The sequence below is a fragment of the Tatumella sp. JGM118 genome (genome assembly GCF_018257515.1).
In the GTDB taxonomy this organism is placed as follows: domain Bacteria; phylum Pseudomonadota; class Gammaproteobacteria; order Enterobacterales; family Enterobacteriaceae; genus Tatumella; species Tatumella terrea.
Map to the genome: position 1 here is coordinate 1 of NZ_JAERJR010000033.1, position 20,078 is coordinate 20,078.

The following is a 20,078-nucleotide window of genomic DNA, read 5'->3' on the forward strand; positions in this document are numbered from 1 at the left end:
CCACTGATCCCCATCCATTGATCGAGTAATACCCCCAGCGGTGCGCCAATCGCCATAGCCAGATAGGCCGCCACCCCAGCCACCACCGCCGCCACCACCGTGACCGCCGCCACCGCCGCCCCATCCTCCTCCGGGAGGCGGGAAAATACAGCCATTCAGCATTACCACGACGCCCAGAACAGCAGCAATTTTTAACAGTCGTACCATAGTTGACCTCTATTCGGGTTGTTTCTGCTTCCGGCCTTCAGTATATAACCAGCCTTGCTCAGAAAAATCCGTATCCTCCTTCTGTTTATTCACTGAAACCAGCCTTAACAGTTTTCTGACACTAATCCTACAGCCCGCTTTCGTAGTCCCACGGTTCCTGACGGCAGAGATCACTGTTTCAGCCGCAATAGATCCGTGTAATGTTCCCCTGCGCATCCGCCATAAAATTCAGGCGACGCAGATTAAAGTCCATGCTGACGACAGAGTTATAGGCAATCGCCCTGGACTCAGTACCGAATCGCATGTTCTCTATCGAAGTCAGTGGCTTGCCGATAAAGCTCTGAAACTGAGAGGCCCCGCACATATCATCATCCGGGACATACGCCTGGTCCTGCGGATGCTGACGGGCTGACTGGCAGGAAGCCAGCAGTACTATTCCGCTTAACAGCACGAGCTTTCCGTAAAATGTCATAACAACTCCTTAAACGCCTCACAGAGACTCCCCTGCGGACTTTGCTTAGCGCAGAAATACCGGTCCGGGTCACGCCTGTGCTGATTTAATAATGAAATGCCACCTGCGGCACGGAAAATTATCCCCCGGCAGCCATACTGTTTACTGTCACGGGTTTCTGTCGCAAAGCGACCTGTGTATCTCACTGCCAGGCCGCCGCTACGGGTGTTTACCGCGGGTCAAACGACATGCAGGCCCTTTGTCTTCACTGAGGACAGCACACCGAATCCTCCTGAGTGACAGCAATGACCTCTGCGATTATCGCCGATGACTCGACAGTGATCTGTACCATTGATACTATTCAGAAGATTCTTAACTCCGGGCCACCGATGAATACACATTCAGATAAAATCACACTTACCGCGTTTTATCTCGGAAGTTTTGTTATCTACTATCTGATAACGCTGATGATAACGCTGTTTCCTGACTTTCTGGTGCTGCGGACCAGTGGTTTGCTGGTGCCGGTGATCTGCCTGTTTGAATTCGCGGTGATTTATCCGTTGTATCGTTTTTATTGTCAGCGCCGGGACGACATTCCTTTCGGTCAGCTAACGCTGGTACAGACACTCCTGTTCACCGCGGCATTACTGATCCTGATGCTGGCGGAAACACAATATTTGCTGCCGGAGGTCTGGCTGTCAGAGCAATCGTCACAGGCCCGAAGTTCACAATTAATATTGCTGATCACCGCCGTTTGTCTGGCCCCGGTATTCGAAGAAGTTTTGTTCCGCGGGTTTCTGCTGCAGGCCTTTCTGTTATGGGCCCCTGAAAGCAGACTGGCCTGTACCTTACTGACCTCGCTGCTGTTTGCGGCCATGCATACACAGTATGTCCACTGGCAGTCCATCGCGGCACTGACGCTTTTCTCCCTCTTGCTGTGCTGGGCCAGAATGAAAAGCAAAGGGCTTGCCTTACCGGTGTTTTTACACACCCTGAATAATCTGATAGCCCTGGTGCCGGCGCTGTATCTTACCGCCTGGTAGCGCGGGCAGTCCGTTGCCCGCACCGCGTATTGCCTCTCACGCCCCTGCGTCAGATTCCTGCTCAAAATGGGTTTTGAACTGTTCATAAATCGACAGCATATTTGAGGCATCTCCCTGTAACGGGCTCAGTTTACCGGCACGCACCAGCTCAATCACAACCTGTAAGGCCGCCTGTTTAGGGTTTTCGGAAGGGCTGGCGATGGGTTCATTCATTATCTTGTTACCTGTCATCATTGAGGGAAATCCTGCAGAAAAATTAAATTGTAACGCAGCAACGCCCCCGCTTGCAGAAAAACCTGTAATGCCGGTCTCCGTCATCATCGCGTTATCTGTAAGAGTGCTATACTGGTTCACCCGGCAATCACGACATGTGCTTACTGGTATAAGGAGTTAGTCATGTTAATCGGATTCGTGCTATTAGTCAGTGCCTGCGGTAATGATGCCTGCGATGCATTGCCGGTTTCTGAACATATTTTTCCGACGCAGAGTAGCTGTGAGGTGATGGCTCAACGTATTCGTAAGGTCCGTCCGCATGTGGTATTGCTCTGCGGTGAGGTTCATCGAGGCGGCGGATCAGAGTCAGAATCAGAGTAGGTATTAATGTATGACCTGCAATACTGCCCGGCCGGCCAAAGCCCGTGGGATACGTTGTTACCCCGGATAGCGGATAGTTTATGAAGCTTAAAAAAAATAAGCGACCACGTAAACCCGGGGGACGCTGGATCTATTACTTGCTGTATCAGGATATTATCTGGCCCTGTCCCGTGCGCTGGGAATGGGAAGCGGGATATGGCGGATGGTTGCCGTTCTACTACGCGCCGACATTAGAATTTATTGCCGCAGATCCGGGCCGGGTGATCCGGGTTCCGCGCGGTTCAGCATCCCCTGTCCTGCCTGCCAGCGGCCGGCACGGAAAAAAAGCGGATACTGACGGGAGGCCGTAGCCTCCCGGGAAATGACACCGCTGAATTAATTTTCCAGTACGTAATCCAGTGTAATTTCGGTATTCAGCAACTGAGAGACCGGACAGCCCGCTTTAGCTTTATTGATGATCTCTTCAAATTTTTTCTCATCAATCCCTGGAAGTTCGATAACACTTTTCAGTGCCACTTTGGTGATGGCAAAACCTTCACCCTTTTTATCCAGAGAAACATCGGCGGTCGTATCGATGCTTTTCGGCGTATGCCCCGCCTGGCCCAGCATCAGAGAGAGTGCCATGGAGAAACAGGCTGCATGCGCTGCGCCAATCAACTCTTCAGGATTCGTGCCGGGCTTATCTTCAAAGCGGGTGTTAAAGCCATAAGGTTGCTGACTGAGTGCACCGCTTTCAGTGCTGACAGTCCCTTTACCTTTAATATCGCCTTCCCAGTGAGCCGAACCTTTCTTATGAATCGTCATACACTCCTCCGTAGTAAGTTACTCAGCATTCAGTATAGTCGCTCTGTCAGTATTGGCTTGTTTTGCTGTGTTACAGGCTATGTTTGCGAATTATCCGGGTCACTGGAGGTTAGCCAGTAAATCACGGTTTATCTCCTGAACCGATTTGGCGCCGGTCAGGGTCATGGCGACCCGCATTTCATTAGCGATCAGCGTCAGCAGATTCTCAACTCCCTGCTGCCCGTGAGCCGCCAGCGCATAGATAAACGCTCGTCCCAGTAAAACCGTATCCGCCCCCAGCGCCAGCATACGTACAACATCCAGTCCGTTACGGATACCACTGTCTGCCAGCAGAGTAAGGTCGCCTTTAACGGCATCGGCTATTGCAGGCATGGCCCTGGCCGTGGACAGTACGCCATCCAGTTGTCGTCCGCCGTGGTTAGATACCACGATACCATCGGCACCAAAACGCACGGCATCCTTAGCATCTTCCGGGTCGAGGATACCTTTAATCACCATCGGACCGTCCCAGAAATCCCGGATCCATTCCAGATCCTTCCAGGAAATAGACTGATCAAAGTTATTCGCCAGCCAGCCAATATAGTCTTCCAGTGCCGTCGGCTTGCCGAGATACGCTGAAACATTCCCCAGGTCATGCGGACGGCCCATGACCCCCACATCCCACGCCCAGGAAGGATGCTGCACGGATTGTAAATAACGGCGGGAGGCCGCAAACGGACCACTCATCCCGGAGTGAGCATCACGGTAACGCGCCCCCGGGGTCGGCATATCTACCGTAAAGACCAGCGTGGAACAGCCCGCGGCTTTGGCCCGTTCCAGTACGTTACGCATAAACCCGCGGTCACGTAAAACATAGAGCTGGAACCACATCGGACGGTCAATTGCCGGGGTCACTTCTTCAATCGGACAGACAGAGACGGTGGATAAGGTAAACGGGATCCCTGCCTTTGCTGCAGCTTTCGCGGCCTGTACTTCCCCTCTGCGGGCATACATTCCCGTCAGGCCTACCGGCCCGAGCGCAACCGGCATCGATAAGGTCTCATTAAACAGCTTTGTTTCCAGACTCAGCGAGGACATATTTTTTAATACCCGCTGACGCAGAGCAATACCGGATAAATCATCGGTATTACGTTTCATTGTATATTCGGTATAGGCCCCGCCATCGATGTAATGAAACAGGAATGGGGGTAAACGTCGCTCCGCGGCGGCACGATAGTCAGATGAAGCAGAAATAATCATGATCAATTCTCTGTGCTTTGCAGAAGGCTGTCAGGCAAGCGAATAACTCTGAGTTGTCTGGCATAGTCTTCATCAAGTTGTTGTGTTGTCCTGTGCACGAAACTGAGATGGCAGTTAGCGGCATTACGTGCTGCCTCAGCATCACCCCGGAGGATCGCCTGCAACAGATGAAGATGTTGTTCCGATAACTGGCTGACAATATCCTCGCTGGAAAACATTTGCTGGCGACTCTGTAATACCGAGCTGTGCAATAAATCAAACAGTCCGCGCATAGTCTGTAACAACACAGCATTGTGTGACGCTTCAGCAATCATCAGATGAAAGCGGGCATCGGCCTGAGCCACCAGGCCGGCATCGCCACCTTCCTGTAACTCACACATGGCATCAAAGCAGTACTGTAACCGTTGCTTATCTTCGGCAGTGGCTCTGAGTGCCGCATGCCAGGCCGTTCCCGCTTCCAGCGTATGTCTTGCTTCCAGAATATCTGAACGGTAGCCGGGGTTATCCATCTGAGCCAGTAAAGGCTCGACGATCACCCGTTGCGACCAGGGCGAGAGCGCTTTACACACATAGGTTCCGCCTCCGCGGTGCGTGGTGACCACTCCGGCACTGTTCAGTTTCTGTAGTGCTTCCCTGACCGATGCCCGGGAAACCTGCAGCTCCGCCGCAAGTTTACGCTCTGAAGGTAACCGCATTCCGGCCGTCAGTGACCGTTCCCTGATCAGGGTTTGCAGGCGTCTGACCAGCAAATCACTGAGTTTATCTGACGGTTTTTCCATGTTTCCCTCCGGCGCGAGCCCCTGTTTCAGACGATTATCCCGAACGCATGATCTCCTGAAGTTAACGCTGTGTTGTCGGGAATATCCTAACGACAATGTAAAAGTGTTGTTAAGTTTATTCGAAACAGATCACAGAATTAGTATCAGAAGTGTGATTCAGCTTACTTTACAACAAAATCCGGTCTGACCAATTTAACCGAAAACAGACTCAGTCGTCCTGCGGCTTTGGCGGAATTTTTTACAATGCGGGGCAGTGATTGTCATTTTTCTGTGACGAAAAATTATCTGAAGCCAAAAAAAAGCCCTGACCTTTCGGTCAGAGCCTGTTTTAGTCGTGGGGGGGTTAGTGGTCGTGTGAACAGAAGTCGATCACCATACGGCCTTTGATTTTCCCCTGCTCCATCTCGTGGAAAATATCATTAATGTCTTCCACTTTACGTTTTTCAACTTTCGGCACCACTTTCCCTTCCGCCGCGAAACGGAAAGCTTCACTCAGATCTTTACGGGTACCCACCAGCGAACCGACAACTTCGATACCGTCCAGAACCAGGCGAGGAATATCCAGACTCATAGACTCCGGAGGCAGACCGACCGCCACCACACGTCCGCCTGCACGTACACAATCGACCGCTGAGTTAAAGGCAGATTTAGCGACCGCAGTCACTACCGCGGCATGGGCTCCGCCACATTTTTCCTGCATCACTTTCGCTGCGTCTTCATTTAACGGGTTAATCGTCAGATCGGCGCCCATCTCTTTGGCAAATTCGAGCTGATTTTCGTTGACATCGACGGCGACAACTTTCGCATTAAAGACATTTTTTGCATACTGCAGCGCCAGGTTCCCCAGGCCGCCCAGACCATAAATCGCAATCCACTGCCCCGGACGAATGTTAGATACTTTGACCGCTTTATAGGTCGTCACCCCGGCACAGGTAATGCTGCTGGCGGCGGCAGAATCTAATCCCTCCGGGACTTTCACGGCATAATCTGCAACAACGATACATTCTTCAGCCATCCCGCCATCGACGGTATAACCGGCATTTTTCACGCTACGACACAGGGTTTCATTACCGCTGTTACAATACTCACAGTATCCGCAGCCCTGGAAGAACCAGGCGACACTGGCACGGTCGCCCGGCTTCAGAGAAGTCACGCCCGGGCCGATTTCTTTAACCACCCCGATACCTTCATGGCCCAGAATAACGCCGGTTTTGTCACCAAAGTCGCCGTTTTTTACATGAAGATCCGTATGGCATACCCCACAGTACTCCATCTTTAACAGGGCCTCTCCGTGCCCGAGGGGACGCAGTTTCTTATCAACAATGTCTACACTATGATCTTTAGTTACGACTGCTGCTTTCATGGAAGAACTCCTTAAGACGGGAACAGTGAAAGTGGATATCTCTTACACCGGAGTGTATCGATTTATCAGGGTAAAAGAGTTGATATTCATCAGAAAACATTAAATATCCCTGACTATTTTTAACACAGTTTTATGACGGGATCGCCCTGTTGTTGTTATTACCGTAAAAATCAGACCCGTTACAGGTGACGGTTCTGACAGGAAAACATATCGGACGGGGAGAATCCCCCTCGCCACCATCAGAAAAGAAACACGACTAAACCCTTTGATACTATCAATCATATTTGTTACTTAGTATCCGGAGGTATTATTTCTATGGAAAGCATACCCTGTCGCTCAGACAGGCAAACACCTTACTTCCCCCTGCGGGATTAACGGGGATATTTTCCTCTCACGAAGGAGACGATATGTCGCAAGGTTTCAATGAACTGGCCGAAAAACGCAGAACTATCTATGCCCTGGGTCCGACGCTGCCGCTGGCAGAGGACGAGGTGATTTCTCTTATCCGCACCGCTATCCGGAATGCGCCCTCGGCTTTTAATTCCCAAAGTTCGCGGGCGCTAATCCTGCTCGGCGAGGAACATAAAAAATTCTGGGCGCTGACCCGGGACCAACTGAAAAAGCGGGTGGCTGCTGATGCCTTCGCTAATACCGAAAAAAAATTGGCAGGCTTTGCGGCTGCGGCAGGCTCGGTGCTGTTTTTTGAAGACCAGCAGGTCGTCAGCGGACTTCAGCAACAGTTTCCGTCCTATGCGGATAACTTCCCTGTCTGGTCCGAGCACAGCACCGGCATCGCTCAGTATGCTGTCTGGCTGGCATTGGCAGAGAAAGGTATCGGAGCTAACCTGCAGCACTATAATCCGCTGGTCGACGAGGATGTGCAGAAAGCATGGAATATTCCGGCCAGCTGGAAATTGCGGGCGCAGATGAACTTCGGTGCCATCGAAGCCCCGGCAGGAGACAAGACCTATATTCCTGACAGTGAACGCTTTATCGTTGCACGCTAAGCGTTCAGCGCTATGCCGGCCTGCCGGCCGGCATACAATGCATTATGCTGACAGAGAGTCCAGCGCCTGTTGCAGATCGGCAATCAGATCGTCCGGATGCTCGATGCCGATAGAGACGCGAACCGTAGTATCGTAGATAGCAAAGGCTTCGCGGGTTTCTTTTGCGACACCGGAGTGCGTGGTGGTCGCCGGATGACTCGCCAGCGATTCGGTCCCCCCCAGACTGACAGCCAGCCTGAAAATTTTCAGGTGATTCAGGAACCGGAAGGCATCTGCCTGTGTCTGTCCGACATCAAAAGAGAATGTGGACCCGGCCCCCTGACACTGCTGCTGATACAATTTACCTTCCGGGGTTTCCGCCCCTTTGAAAGGCAGGTAATTGACCGCCGAAATCCCGGGGTGCTGTTGAAGAAATTCGGCCACTTTCCGGGCATTATTATTCGCTTTTTCCATGCGTAACTGCAGGGTTTCCAGAGAGCGCCCCAGCATCCAGCAGGAATGCGGGTCAAGCTGAGTCCCTATCGCACTGCGCATCTGCCTGACCGGCGCCATCAGCGCACGGCTCCCCATCGCTGCGCCCGCCACCAAATCAGAATGCCCGCCGACATATTTGGTCAGAGAGTAAACACTGATATCGGCACCCAGTGCCAGAGGACGCTGAAACACCGGACCGAGCAACGTATTATCGCAGACCACCGGCGGACGGAAGCCCTGTAACTGCTCAAGTTCATCAGCGAGCCTGGCAAGCAGACGAATATCCGCCAGCGAGTTGGTCGGGTTAGCCGGTGTTTCCACAAAGATGGCAGCCACACGACCGGTGCTGAGCGCGGCCTTACCGGACGCCAGCATCGGTTCATACGACAGCGCATCACTTAACGGATGGCTGCTGATCCCTAAGCGGGCCAGGGTTTTATTAAACAGGGTTTCTGTGCCGCCGTAGAGTGGCTGGGTTTTCAGCACCACATCCCCTGGCTGACACAACGTCAGTAATACTGAGCTAATCGCCGACATCCCTGAGGAAAACAGGGCACAACGTTCAGCGCCTTCATACAGCGCCAGACGGTCTTCCACAATTTCACTGTTAGGATGGTTAAAACGGGAATAGACCAGCCCTTCGCGCGTCCCGTCCGGAGCCGCCTGACGTCCGCTGGCGACATCGAAGAAGGTTTTCCCTTCTTCTGCGGTACGAAAAATAAAGGTTGAGGTAAGGAAAACCGGAGGCTTCACCGCACCTTCAGATAACATCGGGTCATAACCATAACTGGTCATCAATGTTTCCGGATGCAGCTGATGCTCTCCCTGTCGGGTTTTAATGGTTTTACCGTCACTCATAACATGTTCCTGTCGTCGTCAGTCCCCGTTTTTACGGGCGCCGGGTCGTACAGCATCAGACAATCTGACCTGCAACCGCGGCTGAATGAACACATAATAACATTTCCGGACGAAAAGTGATGTCAGTCCCGTATAAATCCCTGTCCGGCCGGAGCTGTGATATCAGTTATCCCCGGGGATGCAGTGGCTGATGAGGGAACAGGCCCCCCCGGGTAGTCAGAGGCTGTGGTCAGGAGGCATTCAGTTAATGAATAAGGTCAGCGATGACCTGCCACCGGATTCAGGGAGAGTCCGGTCAGTTATTGCAAATAGACTCATACACCTGAGACCGGGAATCATCCTGACAAATCCGGTCAGCGCCAGGATTAGCGAAGTCATCAAGCGGCTGATCGTGAAAGGCCCTTTACGGGGCGGATGATTTTTCGGAAAACCGTGAGGAAGGCTGTCAAAACTGGCATCTCCCGACAGTAAACACTTTTAAAAATTAAACCTCCGTAATAGCCTTACCTTTGCAAAATTCATATTCACGATTAAAAAGGATTTGATAATGAATAAGGATGAAGGGCTTAGTTTCGTTTTATCGCCCACACAATTGGCTGCTATGGTTCGCCACCAGACAGTAAGCGAAGGTGAGATACTCAGTAATCGCCTGTGGGGAGGTTTAGGTGTCGTTGGCAGTGTTGTGGAAATCTTCGGTGCCGGCGTGTTATGCATTGTGCCTGAACCTACCATGATCACAAAAGCAGGTTGTATTGTTGTGGGCGCTCATAGTCTTGATGCTCTTTATGCCTCTCTAAGGCAGGTTTGGAGCGGACGTCGTTCAGAAACAGCGACTTCCCGATTAGCCGAAATAACTGCAGGGCAATTTGGCGCTGATTCTGCCACGGCTTACAGAGTGGGTATAACCGTTGACCTTACCGTTCCCTTTGTTTTCGCTTCTGCTGCAGGAGTAGCAAGAGTCGCCTCAGTATATTTTGGTCGTATCAGGCTGGCAGAGCATGAAGGGGGAAGTCTGGGGCATACAATAGCCCGTCACGTCGGTCAGACACCAGAACAACTGATTGCCCGTTTATCAGAACCGCGTGCCCCGCCTATTTCAGCCAGCTTTAAAAATATGAGACAAGCTGAGCTGATTATTTCTGAAGTACTTTCTGTTAAGAGCCGGCAGATTGAATATGCCCTGAAATATACACATTCCCGCGCCACACTCGTTTATGCACACAGATTTAATTCTCAAACAGGGACCTACGTTGAGCGAGGGGCGACTGAGGTTAAAAAAGCCTATGGTGTCCGGCTCGTTATCAGGCCAGCAACATTCAATGGCAGACAATATTATCTGGTGACGGCCTTCCCTACGCCATAAGGAGTGATATGGATACTGATATGACCAAATCCTGTGAGATGGATAACCTCGTTGTGGCGTACTACGGCCAGGATTGTGATATTTTCGATCCCGGGTGTAATTTCGATAACTTACTGAATGAATATATAGCCACTTCATCACCCTTCCATCTGAGAATGCTGCTGGCTAATATTCAGGAATTTGAGCAGGAACCGCTGGGGCTGAGGTTTTTTACCGTGCGATACCGCGTTGATTTTTCGCCCGACAGATGGGATATGACAGCCGCTGAGTGGCTCAGTGCCGTTAAAGTGAGAGTCATCGACTACCTTCACGCGAATGGCTACTCCTCAGAATTATCAAAATTTTAAGAGCACGGGGAAAAGAGAGTGCTTAACCGGGTCCGTTAAACAGAACTCTGCTGTATCGTCATTCCGAAAATACCGGCACCAGGCTCCCCAAAAAATCTGCAATATCGTTCTCTTACGCAGGTAATACGCTGACTTTCCTCCCTGCCAGGCGACTGCCCGCAGGCAAAAAAAAGGGGCTGGCCACTGGCCAACCCCTTTCTGCTATTAACTTTCAGATGTCGCGTTAGCGATACCTTAGTTAAGACGCTCTTTGATACGAGCAGCCTTACCAGTACGCTCACGCAGGTAGTACAGTTTGGCCTGACGTACAGCACCACGACGTTTAACAGCAATGCTGTCAATTACTGGTGAGTGAGTCTGGAATACACGCTCAACACCTTCGCCGTTAGAAATCTTACGAACAGTGAATGCAGAGTGCAGACCGCGGTTACGAATAGCGATAACCACGCCCTCGAATGCCTGCAGACGTTTTTTAGAACCTTCAACGACCCATACTTTCACTTCCACGGAGTCACCCGGACGGAATGAAGGTACATCCTGTTTCATCTGTTCTTGTTCAATTTGTTTAATAATGTTGCTCATAATTAAATCTCTTATCCTGGGTAAACTGATATTCAGGGAAGATTACTCTTCCGTATCATCATGTTGTTGCTGCTGGTGTTCCTTACGGAACTCACGCAACAATTTAGTTTGCTCTTCAGTCAGAGCCAGGTTTTCCAGAAGCTCAGGTCTTCTTAGCCAGGTACGGCCCAACGACTGCTTCAGACGCCAGCGGCGAATTTCAGCATGGTTTCCCGACAGCAGAACCGGCGGTACCTCCACACCTTCTAACACTTCAGGTCGGGTATAATGCGGACAATCCAGCAATCCGTCAGAAAACGAGTCTTCTTCCGCCGATGCCTGTTTCCCGAGCACTCCCGGAATAAACCGGGCGACCGAGTCGATCATCGTCATTGCCGGCAGTTCCCCGCCGCTGAGCACGTAATCACCGATTGACCATTCTTCATCAATTTCGGCGTCGATTACCCGCTCATCAATACCTTCATACCTGCCACACACCAGAATTAGCTTCTGATCTGCGGCGAGTTCGCAAACGCCCTGTTGGTCCAGTTTGCGTCCCTGAGGTGACAGATAAATCACCTTAGCACCTTCACCTGCCGCTGCTTTCGCTGCATGGATAGCATCCCGTAAAGGTTGCACCATCATCAGCATTCCCGGCCCGCCCCCATAAGGACGGTCGTCGACAGTACGATGCCTGTCATGTGTGAAGTCTCTTGGACTCCAGCACTGAATGCTGAGCAGACCGCTTTTTACAGCCCGGCCAGTTACCCCGTAATCGGTAATCGCACGAAACATCTCTGGAAACAGGCTTATCACACCAATCCACATAGCGTTCGCCGTTGGTTTACCGTTATGTCCGGAGATCAAAAACCAGGATCCCAATCTACTTCAATTGTGCCAGCAGAGAGATCGACTTTTCTGATAACCTGTTCATAAAGAAACGGGATTAACCGCTCTTTAGCGCCAAAAGCATCTTTCAGGTTTGCCTTCACGACCATCACGTCGTTCGACCCGGTTTCCATCATATCAATGACTTTCCCCATCGCGTAGCCTTCAACGTTAACCACCTGGCAACCGATAAGGTCTTTCCAGTAGTAGTCACCGTCTTCCAGCTCGGGCAACTGCGTCGAATCAACCACAATTTCGCAATTCGTTAATTGAGCCGCCGCATCACGATCATCAATGCCTTTGACTTTGATAATCATGTCCTGATTGTGATTTTTCCAGCCTTCCAGTTCAACCTGCTGCCATTGACCGGCACGCTGAATAAACCAGGGTTGGTAATCAAAGATACGCTCAGCGTCTTCAGTGGAAGAAAACACTTTGAGCCAACCACGAATACCGTAGGCCGCTCCCATCTTTCCTAACGTAAGAGAATTAACAGGAGGTTGTGCGGTAGATTTTCTGGTCATGCTCATGTTCGCCACCGTGACAGATTAAGCTGCTTTTTTCGCTTCTTTAACCAGCGCGTGAACGCGGTCAGAAACAGTTGCGCCTAAGCCAACCCAGTGTTCGATGCGATCCAGATCCAGACGCAGTGCTTCAGCCTGACCAGATGCAACCGGGTTGAAGAAACCAACGCGCTCAATGAAACGACCATTACGCGCATTACGGCTGTCAGTAACGACAACCTGATAGAATGGACGCTTTTTAGCGCCGTGACGTGCCAAACGAATTGTTACCATAACATCCTCTTTAGTTAATAAAACAACCGGGCCCCATCGAGGAACGGGGCCCGGGTGCAATATAAAAAGCCCGAAAATTTTACTCATTTTGGCGCAAAAAGCAACCTGTTAAGTGAATCAGACGCCGGGCTTTTCATTATTCCGGCTTAACGGCCTGGAAATCCTGGCGGCATCGCCCCTTTCATGCCACGTAACATCTTGGCCATGCCACCTTTTTTCATCTTTTTCATCATCCGCTGCATATCATCAAATTGTTTCAGCAGGCGGTTAACGTCCTGAACCTGTAAACCACACCCGGTCGCAATACGACGCTTACGCGACCCTTTGATGATTTCAGGCTTCTCGCGCTCTTTGCGCGTCATGGAGTTGATAATGGCTTCCATACGGACCAGCACTTTATCATCCATCTGAGATTTTACGTTATCAGGTAACTGCCCCATACCTGGCAGTTTACCCATCAGGCTGGCCATGCCACCCATATTACGCATCTGTTTCAGTTGCTGCAGGAAGTCATTGAGGTCAAAACCATCGCCGGTTTTCAGCTTCTTCGCCAGCTTTTCGGCCTGATCACGGTCAACTTTGCTCTCAATATCTTCGATAAGCGACAACATGTCCCCCATGCCAAGAATACGTGAGGCAATACGTTCCGGATAGAAAGCTTCCAGCGCTTCGGTTTTTTCGCCCATCCCCATAAACTTGATCGGTTTACCGGTAATATGGCGAATAGACAATGCAGCCCCGCCGCGGGCATCACCGTCCACTTTGGTCAGGATAACCCCGGTCAGAGGCAGGGCTTCGTTAAAGGCCTTCGCGGTGTTTGCCGCATCCTGACCGGTCATGGCATCGACAACAAACAGGGTTTCTACCGGGTTGATCGCGGCATGAACCTGTTTGATTTCATCCATCATCGCTTCATCGACATGCAAACGACCGGCGGTATCCACCAGCAGCACATCATAAAACTTCAGTCTGGCTTCATTTAAGGCCTGGCTGACAATATCTACCGGCTTCTGAGAGATATCCGACGGACAGAAATCCACGCCCACCTGTTCGGCCAGGGTTTCGAGCTGTTTGATCGCCGCAGGGCGATAGACGTCGGCAGAAACCACCAGTACTTTCTTCTTGTGTTTCTCTTTCAGGAATTTACCTAATTTCCCGACGCTGGTCGTTTTACCGGCCCCCTGCAAACCCGCCATCAGCACCACGGCCGGGGGCTGTGCAGCAAGATTCAGGGTGTTATTTTCAGCGCCCATGGCTGCCACCAGTTCATCACGAACTATCTTGATGAACTCCTGGCCCGGGGTCAGGCTTTTATTGACGTCGTGCCCGACGGCGCTCTCTTTAACCCTGGAGATAAAATCACGGACTACCGGCAGGGCGACATCGGCCTCCAGTAATGCCATGCGCACTTCACGCAGAGTGTCTTTAATATTGTCTTCTGTCAGCCTTCCGCGGCCGCTGATATTGCGCAGTGTTTGCGACAAACGATCGGTTAAATTATCAAACATTATCTATCACTCAGAATATATAGCGAAGCCGCCTGTGCGACATTTTCCGGGCAGTATAACATGAAGCGTCAGCGATCTCTGCAATTGACCATCAGATCGTTTGGCGCAAGTCGCTGCTAACGCTATACTGCCCTTTCTGAACACTCACTGATGGCTAACACGAAACCTTTTATGTCAGTTTTTGCGATTTTGGCGCTATTCGCCTATTCACTGAGTCTCGCCTTGATTATTCCAAGCCTGCTGACACGGGGCAGTGGCTGGCGGCGTATGGCTATGCTTTCGGCGGTTATCGCGCTGATATCGCATGGCGTCGCTATTGAACAACGGATTTTCCTGCCAGGCTCAGTACAGAACTTCAGCTTACTGAACACAGGATCACTGGTCAGTCTGATGATTTGTGCGGTGATGACGATTGTCGCGTCCCGTAACCGCGGCTGGCTGCTGCTGCCCTTTGTCTATAGTTTTTCGCTTATTAACCTGACGTTTGCCACCTTTGTCCCCAATGCTTTCCTGACTCATCTGGAAGCCACCCCCGGTATACTGGTTCACATTGGTCTGGCTCTGTTTGCCTATGCGACACTGATCATTGCTGCCCTGTATGCACTGCAACTGGCATGGATTGATTATCAGCTGAAAAATAAGAAGCTGGCTTTCAGTCATGATATGCCCCCGCTGATGGTGATTGAACGTAAAATGTTCCATATCACGCAGGTCGGTGTGGTGCTTCTGACGCTGGTGCTGTGTAGCGGCCTGTTCTATATGCATGACCTCTTTTCAGAAGACAATATTGATAAAGCCGTCCTTTCCATACTCGCCTGGTTTGTCTATATCGTACTGCTGTGGGGACATTACCGTGAAGGCTGGCGTGGTCGCCGGGTGGTGTGGTTCAACTGCGGCGGCGCTGTGCTGCTGACGATGGCCTATTTTGGCAGCCGTACGATCGGATACCTGTTAACCCGCTAATTTATTAAAAAAGGAAATTTCGCGTTGGATCATGTTTCAACTTCTACGCTAATTATCACACTGGTCATCATGATCCTGGTCTCCGCCTGGTTTGCCGGCTCCGAGACCGGTATGATGACGCTTAACCGCTATAAACTGCGCCATAATGCACGCAATGGTAACCGTGCAGCCAAACGGGTCGAGAAGCTGTTATCCAAACCTGACCGCCTGATCAGTCTGGTACTGATCGGTAACAACCTGGTGAATATTCTGGCCTCCTCGCTGGCAACCATTGTCGGTATCCGTCTGTACGGAAATACCGGGGTCGCTATTGCCACCGGGATCCTGACCTTCGTCGTGCTGGTCTTTGCCGAGGTACTGCCAAAAACGATTGCTGCGCTCTATCCGGAAAAAGTGGCCTACCCGAGCAGTTTTTTACTGGCACCGTTACAGATTATTATGATGCCCATCGTCTGGCTGCTGAACTCCATTACCCGGGTTCTGATGCGGCTGGTCGGTATTCGTACCAGCGGTGCGGTTAACTCTGCGCTCAGTAAAGAAGAGTTACGAACCATCGTCCACGAATCGCGCTCGCTGATGTCGCGCCGGAATCAGGATATGCTGCTGTCCGTGCTGGATCTGGAAAAAGTCACCGTCGATGACATCATGGTGCCCCGGAATGAAATTGTCGGTATCAACGTCAATGATGACTGGAAATCCATCATTCGTCAGCTGACCCACTCCCCGCATGGGCGCATTGTTTTATTCCGGGATACGCTGGATGACACCGTAGGTATGCTGCGGGTCCGGGAAGCCTGGCGCATGATGACTGAAAAGAAAGAGTTCACCAAAGAAAACCTGCTGCGTGCGGCCGATGAGATTTATTACATTCCTCAGGGGACGGCATTGAATATGCAGCTGGTGAAGTTTCAGCGTAATAAAAAGAAAGCGGGCCTGATTGTCGATGAATACGGTGATATCAAAGGGCTGGTGACCATTGAGGATATTCTGGAAGAGATCGTCGGCGACTTCACCACCTCGATGTCTCCTTCTCTGGCAGAAGAAGTGATGCCACAGAATGACGGGTCGGTGCTGGTCGATGGCAGTGCAAATGTCCGGGAAATCAATAAAGCCTTTAACTGGACGCTGCCGGAAGATGGCGCACGTACCATTAACGGTATGTTGCTGGAAGCGCTGGAAGAGATCCCTCAGGTACAGAGAAAAGTACAGATTGGCCACTACGCTGTCGAGATCCTCGACGTTCAGGACAATATGGTTAAACAGACGCGGATCACGCCCCATACGACGCTCGAAGAATCGCTGGGGTAAACCTGCAGGAATCAAAAAAGGCGGCGGAACCGGAAGGTCCGCCGCCTTTTTTATTTCAGCCGCCTGAAAGCGGCGCCTGACACTCTGAGAACTAGATGTGTAACTCTTTCAGCGTTTCCGCAGGCAGAGCCAGTTCATCATTGTGGTTCACGCGAACATCATGGCTGATGATGTGACGAGCGATATCCTGGGCTTCTTCCAGAGAGTGCATCTCGTAAGTACCGCACTGGAACTCGTTCAGTTCAGGGATCTTGCGCTGGTCAGTCACTTTCAGCACATCTTCCATCGCCGCTTTCCAGGCATCTGCCACACGCTGCTCGTCCGGCGTACCGATTAGACTCATATAGAACCCTGTACGGCAACCCATCGGTGAAATATCGATAATTTCCACGCCCTCACCGTTCAGGTGATTACGCATGAAACCTGCAAACAGGTGTTCAAGGGTGTGGATCCCGCGCTCAGGCATCACTTCTTTGTTAGGAATGCAGAAACGCAGATCGAACACAGTGATCGTGTCGCCATGAGGTGTATTCATGGTCTTCGCAACACGAACCGCAGGCGCTGCCATACGGGTATGATCAACAGTAAAACTATCCAGCAATGGCATATCGTTACCTCTTTTAAAAAAATTTTCGGGTTTTATGAAACTTTTCCGCCAGGCGTGCGTCTGAGTATATGAAAGACGCGCATTTGTTATCATCATCCCTGACAACAGAGATGTTTATTTGGCCACAGTGATGTGGCCTTTTCTTTTTTCAGCCTTCCCTGCCCGCCAGATAGTCTTCGAAACTAAGTGTATCACCCGCTTCAATGCTCTTCTGTGCGAGAACCGATGCTTCCGCCTGGCGACGGAACTGCTCATCAGTGAGTACCTCCAGGGGTTCAGACACTAACATCTGATGATAGTGCTCTGCCAGCGTAATACCTGCGCCAGCCAGACCCTGTTGCTGCATATCCTTCAGGATACGCGCAGAGTAAGTCTGCTCCGGGTCTTCCACCGAACGTAACAGGTTCCGGCAGACCTGCTGATAATGGTCGCCTTGCCCGGTCGAATCCAGAACCTTCGCGATACGCTCAAGTCCGTCAAACATCCCCAGCGCCGCCTCTTTAAGCGGATACACAAATTCTCCGCAACCTGAACGCAGGGTAAGCCCGGGCTTACGTCCTTCCATCACCACCCGGTTCCAGTTACCCCGGGTGCATTGCAGTTCGTCTGCACTCATATCCGGAGCCTCCGCCAGCGCACACCAGATCAGGAACATATCTAAAAAACGCACCTGTTCATCATTGATACCGATTGGTGTAAACGGATTCACATCCAGAGAGCGGACTTCAATATATTCTATCCCACCCCGCTTCAGAGCCTCGGACGGTGCTTCTCCGGAACGAATTACCCGTTTCGGGCGAATGGGTGCATAAAGTTCATTCTCAATCTGCAGCACATTCGTATTCAACTGAATACGACGGCCCTCACTGTCCTTAACACCTAGTTTAGCATACTGCGCGGACGGGGTTTTTATCGCCTTCTTCAGCGCTGCAACATACTCTTCGAGTGAATTGAACGTAATGCCCAGAGCACTTTGTGATTTATTTGTATATCCCAGGTCACTGAGACGCAGAGACGTTGCATACGGCAGCCATAACGTACCTTTGCCATTGTCTTCCAGCGGCAGGTCGCCCCCGCCCTGAGGCAGAAAACTTTCACAGATCGCCGGGGATGCCCCAAACAGATAAGGAATGATCCAGCCAAAACGATAATAATTACGGATAAGTTGCAGATAGCCGTCAGAGACCTCGTCTTTACCCGGAGCGGCATTCTGCTGGCCGGATTTTGCTTTCCAGAAAGCTTCCGGCAGAGAGAAATTATAATGCAGCCCTGAAATTACCTGCATCAGTGAGCCATAACGATGTTTAAGCCCCTCACGATAGACCGTTTTCATCCGTCCGATATTTGAGGTGCCATACTGTGCCAGAGTGATATTTTCAGGATCCGGGATGATGCAGGGCATACTGAACGGCCACAGACGCTCTTCCCCCAGCTCACGGCTGACATGACGATGGATATCCCGCAAAAAAGCCAGCAAATGCGAAACATCACGATCCACAGGGGTGACAAATTCCAGCAACGATTCGGCAAAATCGGTGATGATCCACTCATGAGTCAGTGCTGAACCCAACGTGCCAGGATGCCCCTGTTGTGATAGATGCCCGTCAGGCTGAACCCTCAGGGTTTCACGTTCAATACCACGACCAATGCCGGTTAAGGCTTCAGGGTGCTTTTCCAGCCAGCTTAATGCTTCAGATACGTCAGGTATCACTGTCACCTCCCACGGTGATAATAATGTCTTATAGTTCTGTTCACAGTCGCAGTGTAGCAACGAACCAGGATAAACGAAAAATCCAAACAGCTGTCACTGCGGCCCGCTCCGGGCCACAGATGATCATTCTTGCAGATTATCAGCAATTCACGCCGGACAGACCCGCGTTTACACCGAAAGCGGCACGACGGTCTGCATGACATTGTCTGTCAGAGCGTACGCACATCAACCGCATCCATGCCCGCCGCTTTTGCCGCACGCAGACCAAAATCAGCATCTTCAAACACCACACATTTCTCAGGTGTCACTCCCATAAGCCTGGCACATTCCAGGAAAGTCTGCGGGTCAGGTTTATGGTGCTGAACATCATCTGCACCGACCAGCACTTCAAAAAGATGCCGGACACCGTGGTGAGTCAGCAGACGGTCGGCCATGGCATGGCTGCTTCCGGTACCCACGGCCAGCGGCAGACGTCCGTGATAATGTCTCGCAACGCCGATCAAGGGCAACAACGCGGAATTTGTCAGTAATATTTTATCCAGATACCGCTCTTTTTCTGCGGCTAACTGGGAAGAATCGAGTGTTACGTCATTCGCAACGATGATCTGGTGGGCAATTTTCCAGGACGGGGCACCGTTGAGTGCGATCATTTGTTCAAAAGAGAACGTCAGACGGTGCTTTTCTAACACCTGCGTCCATGCCTGTCGGTGTGCCGGCTCACTGTTTACCAGCGTGCCATCCATATCAAAAATAAGCCCGTCATAATGATCGTACATAGTGACTCCAGACTAAACCGGTAAGTCGTTACTTTATATTAATGCAGGTGGATTGTCGCCGTCCTGAGTAAACCGTAAATGCTAATGCAAAAATCCAGCTAACGAACTGATGCTCAATAGGAATCCCCCTGCCATTCGTCATGCAGTTGTCCGGCGAAATACTCTTAATGTCAGTCAGAAGCCGGAGATATTGGCCAGGAAGGGTCCCTGCTTAGCGGGCAGGCTTTGGGCAAAGCGTAAGGATCCTGCCTGACTCACAGAGAGAAGGACTGACAGACAACGGCGGGAAAAATAGTGCCCGGGAATAACAGGGGATCGATGTACGGCGGGAAAGACGTGAAAATGCCGATCACAAGCAGTAAGCAGTAAGCCGTAAGCAGTAAGCAGTAAGCAGTAAGCAGTAAGCAGTAAGCAGTAAGCAGTAAGCAGT

General features: G+C 51.2%; 23 protein-coding genes. 8 read left to right on the forward strand and 15 right to left on the reverse strand.

Annotated elements, in window-relative coordinates; translation table 11 throughout:
- Positions 1 to 385: 385 nt before the first annotated feature.
- The gene (locus JK223_RS16485; protein WP_212715232.1) at positions 386 to 679 is read right to left on the reverse strand and encodes an I78 family peptidase inhibitor; all 294 of its coding nucleotides are present in this window, start codon (positions 677 to 679) and stop codon (positions 386 to 388) included.
- Between the two features lie 368 nt (positions 680 to 1,047).
- Here JK223_RS16485 and JK223_RS16490 point away from each other — a divergent pair, with 368 nt between their 5' ends.
- A complete protein-coding gene (locus JK223_RS16490; protein ID WP_212715249.1) occupies positions 1,048 to 1,701 on the forward strand; it encodes a CPBP family intramembrane glutamic endopeptidase in 654 nt (217 codons plus the stop codon).
- Between the two features lie 36 nt (positions 1,702 to 1,737).
- Here JK223_RS16490 and JK223_RS16495 read toward each other — a convergent pair whose 3' ends face one another.
- Positions 1,738 to 1,935, reverse strand: a complete 198-nt coding sequence (locus JK223_RS16495) for a hypothetical protein (RefSeq protein WP_212715251.1) — start codon at positions 1,933 to 1,935, stop codon at positions 1,738 to 1,740.
- A 162-nt stretch (positions 1,936 to 2,097) separates the two neighbouring features.
- Here JK223_RS16495 and JK223_RS16500 point away from each other — a divergent pair, with 162 nt between their 5' ends.
- Together JK223_RS16500 and JK223_RS16505 are read left to right on the forward strand one after the other, a co-directional pair.
- Positions 2,098 to 2,295 carry a hypothetical protein gene (locus JK223_RS16500; RefSeq protein WP_212715233.1) on the forward strand — a complete coding sequence of 66 codons (198 nt, stop codon included), beginning with the start codon at positions 2,098 to 2,100 and terminating at the stop codon, positions 2,293 to 2,295.
- An 80-nt stretch (positions 2,296 to 2,375) separates the two neighbouring features.
- A complete protein-coding gene (locus JK223_RS16505) occupies positions 2,376 to 2,645 on the forward strand; it encodes a hypothetical protein (RefSeq protein ID WP_249213677.1) in 270 nt (89 codons plus the stop codon).
- Positions 2,646 to 2,670: 25 nt separating this feature from the next.
- On the opposite strand, the gene JK223_RS16510 is transcribed toward JK223_RS16505, so the two are convergent.
- The 4 genes from JK223_RS16510 to adhP form a co-directional block, all read right to left on the reverse strand.
- Complete coding sequence (locus JK223_RS16510) at positions 2,671 to 3,099, reverse strand: OsmC family protein (RefSeq protein ID WP_212715234.1); 429 nt, start codon at positions 3,097 to 3,099, stop codon at positions 2,671 to 2,673.
- 99 nt (positions 3,100 to 3,198) lie between these two features.
- Entirely contained in the window at positions 3,199 to 4,338 is a 1,140-nt protein-coding gene (gene lldD / locus JK223_RS16515; RefSeq protein ID WP_212715235.1) for an FMN-dependent L-lactate dehydrogenase LldD, read from the reverse strand.
- A 2-nt stretch (positions 4,339 to 4,340) separates the two neighbouring features.
- Positions 4,341 to 5,117: a transcriptional regulator LldR gene (gene lldR / locus JK223_RS16520; RefSeq protein ID WP_212715236.1), complete on the reverse strand. Its 777-nt coding sequence runs from the start codon at positions 5,115 to 5,117 to the stop codon at positions 4,341 to 4,343.
- 343 nt (positions 5,118 to 5,460) lie between these two features.
- Complete coding sequence (adhP, locus tag JK223_RS16525; protein ID WP_212715237.1) at positions 5,461 to 6,480, reverse strand: alcohol dehydrogenase AdhP; 1,020 nt, start codon at positions 6,478 to 6,480, stop codon at positions 5,461 to 5,463.
- Positions 6,481 to 6,887: 407 nt separating this feature from the next.
- Between adhP and JK223_RS16530 the strand changes: the two genes are divergently transcribed.
- Positions 6,888 to 7,487, forward strand: a complete 600-nt coding sequence (locus tag JK223_RS16530) for a nitroreductase family protein (RefSeq protein ID WP_212715238.1) — start codon at positions 6,888 to 6,890, stop codon at positions 7,485 to 7,487.
- A gap of 42 nt (positions 7,488 to 7,529) precedes the next feature.
- Here JK223_RS16530 and JK223_RS16535 read toward each other — a convergent pair whose 3' ends face one another.
- Entirely contained in the window at positions 7,530 to 8,819 is a 1,290-nt protein-coding gene (locus JK223_RS16535; protein ID WP_212715239.1) for a cystathionine gamma-synthase family protein, read from the reverse strand.
- Positions 8,820 to 9,366: 547 nt separating this feature from the next.
- Between JK223_RS16535 and JK223_RS16540 the strand changes: the two genes are divergently transcribed.
- A complete protein-coding gene (locus JK223_RS16540) occupies positions 9,367 to 10,182 on the forward strand; it encodes an RNase A-like domain-containing protein (RefSeq protein WP_212715240.1) in 816 nt (271 codons plus the stop codon).
- A gap of 8 nt (positions 10,183 to 10,190) precedes the next feature.
- Complete coding sequence (locus JK223_RS16545) at positions 10,191 to 10,529, forward strand: contact-dependent growth inhibition system immunity protein (RefSeq protein ID WP_212715241.1); 339 nt, start codon at positions 10,191 to 10,193, stop codon at positions 10,527 to 10,529.
- A 234-nt stretch (positions 10,530 to 10,763) separates the two neighbouring features.
- On the opposite strand, the gene rplS is transcribed toward JK223_RS16545, so the two are convergent.
- The 5 genes from rplS to ffh form a co-directional block, all read right to left on the reverse strand.
- Positions 10,764 to 11,111, reverse strand: coding sequence for a 50S ribosomal protein L19 (gene rplS / locus JK223_RS16550; protein ID WP_025902542.1), 348 nt, complete (start codon positions 11,109 to 11,111; stop codon positions 10,764 to 10,766).
- 42 nt (positions 11,112 to 11,153) lie between these two features.
- Positions 11,154 to 11,918: a tRNA (guanosine(37)-N1)-methyltransferase TrmD gene (gene trmD / locus JK223_RS16555; protein WP_212715250.1), complete on the reverse strand. Its 765-nt coding sequence runs from the start codon at positions 11,916 to 11,918 to the stop codon at positions 11,154 to 11,156.
- A 35-nt stretch (positions 11,919 to 11,953) separates the two neighbouring features.
- Complete coding sequence (rimM, locus tag JK223_RS16560) at positions 11,954 to 12,502, reverse strand: ribosome maturation factor RimM (RefSeq protein WP_025902544.1); 549 nt, start codon at positions 12,500 to 12,502, stop codon at positions 11,954 to 11,956.
- Between the two features lie 24 nt (positions 12,503 to 12,526).
- Positions 12,527 to 12,775, reverse strand: a complete 249-nt coding sequence (gene rpsP, locus JK223_RS16565) for a 30S ribosomal protein S16 (RefSeq protein WP_212715242.1) — start codon at positions 12,773 to 12,775, stop codon at positions 12,527 to 12,529.
- Between the two features lie 146 nt (positions 12,776 to 12,921).
- Positions 12,922 to 14,283: a signal recognition particle protein gene (ffh, locus tag JK223_RS16570; protein ID WP_212715243.1), complete on the reverse strand. Its 1,362-nt coding sequence runs from the start codon at positions 14,281 to 14,283 to the stop codon at positions 12,922 to 12,924.
- A 171-nt stretch (positions 14,284 to 14,454) separates the two neighbouring features.
- On the opposite strand from ffh, the gene JK223_RS16575 reads away from it, so the two are divergent.
- The gene (locus tag JK223_RS16575; RefSeq protein ID WP_212715244.1) at positions 14,455 to 15,246 is read left to right on the forward strand and encodes an inner membrane protein YpjD; all 792 of its coding nucleotides are present in this window, start codon (positions 14,455 to 14,457) and stop codon (positions 15,244 to 15,246) included.
- 24 nt (positions 15,247 to 15,270) lie between these two features.
- Positions 15,271 to 16,554 carry an HlyC/CorC family transporter gene (locus JK223_RS16580; RefSeq protein WP_212715245.1) on the forward strand — a complete coding sequence of 428 codons (1,284 nt, stop codon included), beginning with the start codon at positions 15,271 to 15,273 and terminating at the stop codon, positions 16,552 to 16,554.
- A 91-nt stretch (positions 16,555 to 16,645) separates the two neighbouring features.
- Here JK223_RS16580 and luxS read toward each other — a convergent pair whose 3' ends face one another.
- The 3 genes from luxS to yqaB all read right to left on the reverse strand — a co-directional run bounded on the left by luxS (position 16,646) and on the right by yqaB (position 19,648).
- Complete coding sequence (luxS, locus tag JK223_RS16585; RefSeq protein WP_212715246.1) at positions 16,646 to 17,161, reverse strand: S-ribosylhomocysteine lyase; 516 nt, start codon at positions 17,159 to 17,161, stop codon at positions 16,646 to 16,648.
- Between the two features lie 148 nt (positions 17,162 to 17,309).
- Complete coding sequence (gene gshA, locus JK223_RS16590) at positions 17,310 to 18,872, reverse strand: glutamate--cysteine ligase (protein ID WP_212715247.1); 1,563 nt, start codon at positions 18,870 to 18,872, stop codon at positions 17,310 to 17,312.
- A 209-nt stretch (positions 18,873 to 19,081) separates the two neighbouring features.
- Positions 19,082 to 19,648 carry a fructose-1-phosphate/6-phosphogluconate phosphatase gene (gene yqaB / locus JK223_RS16595; protein WP_212715248.1) on the reverse strand — a complete coding sequence of 189 codons (567 nt, stop codon included), beginning with the start codon at positions 19,646 to 19,648 and terminating at the stop codon, positions 19,082 to 19,084.
- Between the last annotated feature and the right edge of the window lie 430 nt (positions 19,649 to 20,078).

Bases quoted from the DNA above. Each gene is read 5' to 3' on its own strand.
- JK223_RS16485 (WP_212715232.1), bottom strand. From the start codon at position 679: ATGACATTTTACGGAAAGCTCGTGCTGTTAAGCGGAATAGTACTGCTG.
- JK223_RS16490 (WP_212715249.1), top strand. From the start codon at position 1,048: ATGAATACACATTCAGATAAAATCACACTTACCGCGTTTTATCTCGGA.
- JK223_RS16495 (WP_212715251.1), bottom strand. From the start codon at position 1,935: ATGATGACAGGTAACAAGATAATGAATGAACCCATCGCCAGCCCTTCC.
- JK223_RS16500 (WP_212715233.1), top strand. From the start codon at position 2,098: ATGTTAATCGGATTCGTGCTATTAGTCAGTGCCTGCGGTAATGATGCC.
- JK223_RS16505 (WP_249213677.1), top strand. From the start codon at position 2,376: ATGAAGCTTAAAAAAAATAAGCGACCACGTAAACCCGGGGGACGCTGG.
- JK223_RS16510 (WP_212715234.1), bottom strand. From the start codon at position 3,099: ATGACGATTCATAAGAAAGGTTCGGCTCACTGGGAAGGCGATATTAAA.
- lldD (WP_212715235.1), bottom strand. From the start codon at position 4,338: ATGATTATTTCTGCTTCATCTGACTATCGTGCCGCCGCGGAGCGACGT.
- lldR (WP_212715236.1), bottom strand. From the start codon at position 5,117: ATGGAAAAACCGTCAGATAAACTCAGTGATTTGCTGGTCAGACGCCTG.
- adhP (WP_212715237.1), bottom strand. From the start codon at position 6,480: ATGAAAGCAGCAGTCGTAACTAAAGATCATAGTGTAGACATTGTTGAT.
- JK223_RS16530 (WP_212715238.1), top strand. From the start codon at position 6,888: ATGTCGCAAGGTTTCAATGAACTGGCCGAAAAACGCAGAACTATCTAT.
- JK223_RS16535 (WP_212715239.1), bottom strand. From the start codon at position 8,819: ATGAGTGACGGTAAAACCATTAAAACCCGACAGGGAGAGCATCAGCTG.
- JK223_RS16540 (WP_212715240.1), top strand. From the start codon at position 9,367: ATGAATAAGGATGAAGGGCTTAGTTTCGTTTTATCGCCCACACAATTG.
- JK223_RS16545 (WP_212715241.1), top strand. From the start codon at position 10,191: ATGGATACTGATATGACCAAATCCTGTGAGATGGATAACCTCGTTGTG.
- rplS (WP_025902542.1), bottom strand. From the start codon at position 11,111: ATGAGCAACATTATTAAACAAATTGAACAAGAACAGATGAAACAGGAT.
- trmD (WP_212715250.1), bottom strand. From the start codon at position 11,918: ATGTGGATTGGTGTGATAAGCCTGTTTCCAGAGATGTTTCGTGCGATT.
- rimM (WP_025902544.1), bottom strand. From the start codon at position 12,502: ATGACCAGAAAATCTACCGCACAACCTCCTGTTAATTCTCTTACGTTA.
- rpsP (WP_212715242.1), bottom strand. From the start codon at position 12,775: ATGGTAACAATTCGTTTGGCACGTCACGGCGCTAAAAAGCGTCCATTC.
- ffh (WP_212715243.1), bottom strand. From the start codon at position 14,283: ATGTTTGATAATTTAACCGATCGTTTGTCGCAAACACTGCGCAATATC.
- JK223_RS16575 (WP_212715244.1), top strand. From the start codon at position 14,455: ATGTCAGTTTTTGCGATTTTGGCGCTATTCGCCTATTCACTGAGTCTC.
- luxS (WP_212715246.1), bottom strand. From the start codon at position 17,161: ATGCCATTGCTGGATAGTTTTACTGTTGATCATACCCGTATGGCAGCG.
- yqaB (WP_212715248.1), bottom strand. From the start codon at position 19,648: ATGTACGATCATTATGACGGGCTTATTTTTGATATGGATGGCACGCTG.